This is a genomic window from Micromonospora maritima (assembly GCF_902825405.1).
GTDB classification, from domain to species: Bacteria; Actinomycetota; Actinomycetes; order Mycobacteriales; family Micromonosporaceae; genus Micromonospora; species Micromonospora maritima.
Map to the genome: position 1 here is coordinate 1 of NZ_CADEAU010000296.1, position 6,794 is coordinate 6,794.

At 73.5% G+C, this 6,794-nt stretch carries 8 protein-coding genes; all 8 read right to left on the reverse strand.

Going from position 1 to position 6,794, the window contains the following annotated elements; all coding sequences use genetic code 11:
* The coding region (pheT, locus tag HUW36_RS22210) for a phenylalanine--tRNA ligase subunit beta (RefSeq protein ID WP_174529944.1) at window positions 1–2,031 on the reverse strand (2,031 nt) is incomplete at its 3' end.
* A 26-nt stretch (window positions 2,032–2,057) separates the two neighbouring features.
* The gene (pheS, locus tag HUW36_RS22215; RefSeq protein ID WP_174529945.1) at window positions 2,058–3,119 is read right to left on the reverse strand and encodes a phenylalanine--tRNA ligase subunit alpha; all 1,062 of its coding nucleotides are present in this window, start codon (window positions 3,117–3,119) and stop codon (window positions 2,058–2,060) included.
* Between the two features lie 170 nt (window positions 3,120–3,289).
* Window positions 3,290–4,174, reverse strand: coding sequence for a TrmH family RNA methyltransferase (locus HUW36_RS22220; protein ID WP_174529946.1), 885 nt, complete (start codon window positions 4,172–4,174; stop codon window positions 3,290–3,292).
* A gap of 60 nt (window positions 4,175–4,234) precedes the next feature.
* Entirely contained in the window at window positions 4,235–4,627 is a 393-nt protein-coding gene (gene rplT / locus HUW36_RS22225; RefSeq protein ID WP_091577965.1) for a 50S ribosomal protein L20, read from the reverse strand.
* Between the two features lie 32 nt (window positions 4,628–4,659).
* Window positions 4,660–4,854 carry a 50S ribosomal protein L35 gene (rpmI, locus tag HUW36_RS22230; RefSeq protein WP_091309655.1) on the reverse strand — a complete coding sequence of 65 codons (195 nt, stop codon included), beginning with the start codon at window positions 4,852–4,854 and terminating at the stop codon, window positions 4,660–4,662.
* 18 nt (window positions 4,855–4,872) lie between these two features.
* Window positions 4,873–5,523: a translation initiation factor IF-3 gene (gene infC, locus HUW36_RS22235; RefSeq protein ID WP_091577968.1), complete on the reverse strand. Its 651-nt coding sequence runs from the start codon at window positions 5,521–5,523 to the stop codon at window positions 4,873–4,875.
* A gap of 327 nt (window positions 5,524–5,850) precedes the next feature.
* Window positions 5,851–6,324 (reverse strand): PH domain-containing protein, encoded by a 474-nt coding sequence (locus HUW36_RS22240; RefSeq protein WP_174529947.1) that lies wholly within the window; start codon window positions 6,322–6,324, stop codon window positions 5,851–5,853.
* Window positions 6,321–6,794: DMT family transporter (locus HUW36_RS22245; protein ID WP_174529948.1), on the reverse strand; the 474-nt coding region annotated here is incomplete at its 5' end. The genes HUW36_RS22245 and HUW36_RS22240, both read right to left, overlap by 4 nt.

Here is a 6,794-nt window from a genome sequence, read left to right on the forward strand (position 1 = left end):
GTGCCGGACCACGTCGACCGGCGGCACGATCTCGCCGCTGACGATGTTGTCGGTGACATCGAGCAGCGCGGAGATGAACTCCTTGTAGCAGGCCACCGCGACGTGCCGCGGCTGCACCGGGACCACCGCGTCGGCGGCGGCGAACTCCTCGTCGGTGGGTCGCCGGTCCACGCCCATGGCCGGCGGGGCGCCGACGCCCGGACGCGGGTGGAAGACCGTCCCGATCTCGTAGATCGCCACGTCCCGCTGGCCCCGGCCCACGTTGCGCCTCACGATGCCCAGCAGCGGGCCGAGCAGCATGGTGCGCAGCAGCGGCTCCTCCTCGGACAGCGGGTTGGCCAGCCGCACCGCGGGCCGGCGCGGGTCGTCGGCCGGCAGGCCGAGCTGGTCGGCCAGCTCCGGGGCCACGAACGGCTGGGCCAGCACCTCGACCCAACCACGCTCGGCCAGCGAGCGGGCCACCGCCCGGCGACGCTGCTGCTGCGCGGTCAAGCCCCGACCGGCCGGCGCGGTGGGCAGCACCGACGGCACCCGGTCGTACCCGTCGAGGCGGACCACCTCCTCCACCAGGTCGGCCGGGTCGGTCAGGTCGGGCCGCCAGCTCGGCGGCATGACGGTGAGCACCTCCCCCACGCCGGACGCGGCCACCCCGGCGGCACCCGGGTCCTCGCCGAGCCGGTCGCCGCCGCGCGTCACCACGCACCCGACCTGCTCCAGCAGCTCCACCACCCGGTCCGGCGGGTACGTGACGCCGATCCGGCGCGACGGCAGGTCCACCGGCAGCGTGACGGGCGTCCGGGGCCGGACGTGGTCGAGGTCGAGCACCTCGGCGCCGGCGGCGCCGCCGGCCAGGTCGGTGAGCAGCCGGACCGCCTTGTCCAGCGCGACCAGCGGCAGCGTCGGGTCGACGCCCCGCTCCCAGCGCTTGGCGGCCTCGCTGAACAGCTTGTGCCGCCGGGCGGTACGGCCGACCGTGGCCGGATCCCAGTGCGCCGCCTCGAAGAGCACGTTCGTGGTGGAGGCGAGCACCTCGCTGGTCTCGCCGCCCATCACCGCCGCCAGCGAGATCGGACCCGTGTCGTCGCAGATCACCAGGTCCTCGGCGGACAGGGTCCGGTTCACCCCGTCCAGCGTGGTCAGCTTCTCCCCCGCCTCGGCGCGGCGCACCACGAGCGTGCCGGCGATCCGGTCCACGTCGAAGGCGTGCATCGGCTGGCCGAGTTCGAGCATCAGGTAGTTGGTGATGTCGACGGGCAGCGAGATGCTGCGCACGCCGGCCACCGTGAGCCGCTGCCGCATCCAGCCGGGCGTCTCGACGGTCGGGTCGACGCCGCGCACCATCCGCGCCGCGTACCGGTCGCAGCCGACCGGGTCGCGGACCTCCACCGGGTACGCCGGCGCAGCGGTCGCGCCGGGCGCGGGCGCGTCGGCCGGGTCGCGGAACGGCACGCCGAGCGCGTGCGACAGCTCCCGGGCGATACCGCGGACGCTGAGCGCGTACCCGCGGTCCGGGGTGATCTCCATCTCGACGACCACGTCGTCCAGGCCGACGATCGGCCGCGCGTCGTCGCCGGGCTGGGCCTTGACGTCCTCGGGCAGCACGATGATGCCCGAGTGGTCGTCGCCCAGGCCCAGTTCCTGCGCCGAGCAGATCATCCCGTGGGAGTTGCGCCCGTACGTCTTGCGCGCCCCGATGGCGAAGTTGCCCGGCAGCACCCCGCCCGGCAGGATCACCACGACCCGGTCGCCCTGGGCGAAGTTGCGCGCACCGCAGACGATCTCCTGCGGCTCGCCGGTGCCGTTCGCGGCGCCCACGTCCACCCGACAGAAGCGGATCGGCTTCTTGAAACCGGTCAGCTCCTCGATCTCCAGGACCTCGCCGACGACCAGCGGACCGGTGACGGTCTCCCGCAGGTCGACGATCGACTCCACCTCGATGCCGAGGTCGACCAGCGCCTGCTCCAGGTCGCCGGTGGGCAGGTCGGTCGGGAGGTCCACGTACTCCCGCAACCAACTGACAGAAACTCGCATGACTCTTCTTCCACCGTTCCCGTAGCTCAGGCGCCGAACGCGCGGGTGAACCGCACGTCGCCCTCGGCCATGTCCCGCATGTCGCTGACCCCGTGCCGGACCATCACGGTCCGGTCGATGCCCATGCCGAACGCGAATCCGGAGTAGACCTCCGGGTCGATCCCGCAGGCGCGCAGCACGCGCGGGTTGACCATGCCGCAGCCACCCCACTCGACCCACTGCGGCCCGTCCCGGTGCTCCGGGAACCAGACGTCGAACTCCGCCGACGGCTCGGTGAACGGGAAGTAGTGCGGCCGCCAGCGGGTCTTCGCGCCCGCGCCGAACATGGCCCGGGCGAAGTGGTCGAGCGTGCCGCGCAGGTGCGCCATGGTGATGCCCTTGTCCACCACCAGGCCCTCGACCTGGTGGAAGACCGGCGCGTGGGTGGCGTCGAGCTCGTCGGTGCGGTAGACCCGGCCGGGCACCACCACGTAGATCGGCGGCTTGCGGGTGAGCATGGTGCGCGCCTGCACCGGCGACGTGTGCGTGCGCAGCACGAGGCCACTGTTCTCGGGTGCGATGTGGAACGTGTCCATCAGGCCGCGCGCCGGGTGGTCGGCCGGGATGTTCAGCGCGTCGAAGTTGGTCCACTCCAGCTCGACCTCGGGGCCTTCGGCCACCTCGTAGCCCATCCCGATGAACAGGTCGCTGATCTGCTCCATCAGCACGCTCAGCGGGTGGCGGGCGCCGCGTGGCCGGCGGTCGTGCGGCAGGGTCACGTCGACCCGCTCCTCGACCAGCACCCGCTCGGCCTGCTCCCGGTCCAGGATCTCCTGCCGGGCGGCGTACGCGGACTCGATGGCGCGCCGGGCCTCGTTGACCCGCTTGCCGGCGTCGGACTTCGCGGCCGGCGGCAGCGCGCCGATCTCCCGGCGGGCCAGGGACACCGGGGACCGGTCCCCCAGGTGCGCCGGGCGCAGCGCGGTCAACGCGTCCGGGTCGGCGGCGGCGGCGAACGCCTTCTCGGCGTCGGCCACGGCCCCGGCCAGGGCGTCCGGGTCGAGCAGGGCGACCTGCTTCGGGTCGTACGGATCGTTGCGGTAGCTCATGGTGAACGGGCACTCCCTCACGGCGGCGCCGGCCCTTCCACAGGGCGGCCAGGCGAGTCTACGGACGCGCGGCTTCGCCGCAGCCCGCCGGTGGGAGTCGTGCAGGGAGGAAGGTCAGGCCTGCCGCCCGCCGACACCGGCGGGCTGGCTAAACGAACGCCGTGGCGCGTTCATGACGAGGCGGACTCCCCTGCTGTCTCTCGCGTGCCCCGGGGGACACGCAGTGCTCTCGCCGAAGAATACAGGCAGACGGCCGCCGCCGCAGCCAGATTGAGGCTCTCGGCGCGCCCGTGCAGCGGCACCCGGACCCGGGCGTCGGCGACCGTGGTCAGATCCTCCGGCAGGCCGTGCGCCTCCGAGCCGAACAGCCAGGCGGTGGGGGCGGCGAGCCGGCCGGCGTCGGCGAGGTCGTCCAGGTCGCTGTCGCCGTACCCGGTGGTGGCGAGGACCGTGAGCCCGGCGGCCCGCAGCGCCTCGACGGCGGCGAGCGGGTCGGCGGCGCGCACCACGTCGACGTGGAAGAGGCTGCCGGCGGAGGCGCGCACGCACTTGCCGTTGTAGGGGTCGACCGCCTCGCCGGCGAAGACCACCGCGCCGGCGCCGGCCGCGTCCGCGGTGCGCAGCACCGTGCCGGCGTTGCCCGGGTCGCGGATCCCGGCGAGCACCGCGACCAGGCGCGGCCCGCGCGCCAGGGCCTCGTCCATCGGTACGTGCAGGTGCCGGCAGACCGCCACCAGGCCCTGCGGCGTCACGGTCTCGGCCAGCGCGGCCAGGGCGTCGTCGGTGACCTCGGAGACCGGCACGTCGGCGCGGGCGGCGCCGGCGGCGAGGTCGGCGTACCGGTCGAGCGCCGCCGGGGTGCCGAACAACTCGACCACGGTGCCGGTGCGGGCGAGCGCCTCACGGACCGCCTGCGGCCCCTCGGCCAGGAACCGGCCGGTCTGCTCGCGGTCGCGCCGGCGCTGCAACCGGCGGGCCGCCACGACCCTCGGGGTACGCGGGGTGAACGGGCCGGGAACGGCGTCGAGGCGCCTCCCCTGCGACGGTGACTGCATGGGAGACGCCTCGATCTGCCGTACGGGTGGGTCAGGCGGCCTCGGCCGCGTACAGGTGGGTCAGGCGGCCTGGGCCGCGGCGCCACCGGTGCCCTCGGCCGCCACGGCGGCGCGGGCCAGCTCGACGATCGCCGCGAACGCGGCGGCGTCGTTGACGGCCATGTCGGCCAGGATCTTGCGGTCGACCTCGATGCCGGCCAGGCGCATGCCCTGGATCAGCCGGTTGTAGGTCAGGCCGTTGGCCCGGGCTCCGGCGTTGATCCGCTGGATCCAGAGCTGCCGGAAGTCGCCCTTGCGGTCGCGACGGTCCCGGTAGGAGTACTGCATCGAGTGCAGCACCTGCTCCTTGGCCTTGCGGTAGAGCCGGGAGCGCTGACCGCGGTAACCGCTCGCGGTCTCCAGCAGGGTACGACGCTTCTTCTGGGCGTTCACAGCCCGCTTGACGCGTGCCATCTCAACTCCTTCTTCGGTTCAGGTGGCGCGCGTCAGCGGCCGAGCAGCTTCTTGATGCGCTTGGTGTCGGCCTTGGCCAGCTCGACCGTGCCGGTCAGCCGACGGGTCTGGGTGCTGGCCTTCTTCTCCAGGTTGTGGCGGAGGCCGGCCTGCTGGGCGACGATCTTGCCCTTGCCGGTCACCTTGACCCGCTTGCCCATACCCGTGTGGCTCTTCATCTTCGGCATGTGGAACGTCTCTCCCTGTTACTGGCCGCTGGTGTCAGCGGTCGGGCCGGTCTCACCGGCTGCTGCGGTCTCGCCGGCCGCCGGGGCCTCGCCACCTGCCGGGGCTCCGGACTCCTCCGCGGCGCGGTCCCGGGGCCCACCGCGCGACGCCGTGGCGGCGACCGCGGAGGCCTTGACGGCCCGGTGCGGAGCGAGAACCATGATCATGTTTCGGCCGTCCTGCTTCGGCGCGGCCTCGACGTATCCCAGGTCCGTGATCTCGGACTCGAGCCGACGCAGGAGCCGGTAACCCAGCTCCGGGCGGCTCTGTTCGCGACCGCGGAACATGATCGTCACCTTGACCTTGTCGCCCGCCTTGAGGAACCGCACCACGTGACCCTTCTTGGTCTCGTAGTCGTGCGGGTCGATCTTCGGCCGGAGCTTCATCTCCTTGATGACGGTCTGCTGCTGGTTACGCCGCGCTTCGCGCGCCTTGAGTGCGCTCTCGTACTTGAACTTGCCGAAGTCCATGAGCTTGCACACCGGCGGGCGCGCCATCGGCGCAACCTCGACCAGGTCCAGGTCGACGTCCGCGGCCAGCTGCAGGGCGCGCTCCAGCGGGACGATGCCCACCTGCTCACCCTCGGGGCCGACCAGTCGGACCTCACGTGCCCGGATCTGCTCGTTCACGCGTGGTTCGACGCTGATGGGGCCTCCTCGAGTCGAAGTCTCGTGTGGTGCCGACTCCGCGGGCTCCCGGGCGGGAGCGACTCGGAAAGCAGAAGGCCCCGGCGTATGCCAGGGCCCACTCGACCGGTCGGCACGATCACAGGATCGCGCATCCGGGATCGGGACGTGCCCGAAACCGGGGGACCGGACCCGGACACCTGGACGGCGACTCGGGTGGGAGCGGGCGCTCCGCTTCTACGACCACCCGCGCGTCAGGGACGGGGGCAGTCTGGTCGACTCCGCAAGACTACACCCTCGGCCCAGGCCGACCCAAACCGGGCCCGCAGGTCAGCGGGGTGCCGACTGGCCGGCGGCGAGCGCGGCCAGGTGCGCCTGGTGCAGGCGGCGCAGCGCCCGGACCGCCTCGACCGCGCTCTCCTTGTCGGCGGCCTGCAGGGCGACCATCGGCAGCAGGTCGTCGTCGTGCAGCTCCAGGCTGGCCCACGGGGCGCCGCGGTCGAACCGGACCCCGCGGACGACCTCCCACGGCAGCTCGTAGGAGCTGATCACGTTGCGCACCCGCACGCCGCGGGCGTCGGCGGTCACCCGGGGACGGGTGAACAGCAGGAAACCGAGCGCGCCGAAGACCCCGAGCCCGACCATGGCGAACTGGTCGCCGCGCTGGAACGTGCCGTAGCCCTCACCCGTGGAACCGGACAACGAGGTCGCGACCAGGCTGAACACCACGAGCAGCGCGACGGCCGACGCCCAGCAGACCACCCGGACGCGGCGGGGCCGCACGGTCACCACGGAATCGCTCACCCGACCAGTCTGCCATCCGGCGCACGCTCACGTTCGGCCGCCACACGCACCGTGCCGCGCCCGCGTACCCCGGCCACCAGCACGGCCGACAGCGTGAGCACCGCGCCGGCCAGGACCGGCAGCCGGACGCCGGGGCCGCCGGGCAGCACCAGGTCGAGCAGCAGCGCCCCGCCGAGCTGCCCGGCCACCAGCGCCAGGCCGGTGCGCAGCACGCCGGCCGCACGGACGCCGACCAGCAGCGCCAGCACGATGCCGACGCCGAACAGGCCGCCGACGTAGAGCCACCACTGCGTGGGCCAGCGCGGCTGCTCGGCCAGCGTGCCGCCCAGCACCGCCACCGCGCCGATCACCGACGTGCTGACCGCGAAGTTCACCGCGAGGCCGGCGGCCGGGCCGACGGACGCGGCGACCCGGCCGTTGAGCGCGGACTGCCCGGCCACCGCCAGCCCGCCCACGACGCAGAGCAGCAC

Excerpts from the sequence above, each read along its gene's own strand:
- rpmI (WP_091309655.1), bottom strand. The coding sequence starts at position 4,854 with ATGCCGAAGATGAAGAGCCACACGGGTATGGGCAAGCGGGTCAAGGTG.
- HUW36_RS22220 (WP_174529946.1), bottom strand. The coding sequence starts at position 4,174 with ATGCAGTCACCGTCGCAGGGGAGGCGCCTCGACGCCGTTCCCGGCCCG.
- rplT (WP_091577965.1), bottom strand. The coding sequence starts at position 4,627 with ATGGCACGCGTCAAGCGGGCTGTGAACGCCCAGAAGAAGCGTCGTACC.
- pheS (WP_174529945.1), bottom strand. The coding sequence starts at position 3,119 with ATGAGCTACCGCAACGATCCGTACGACCCGAAGCAGGTCGCCCTGCTC.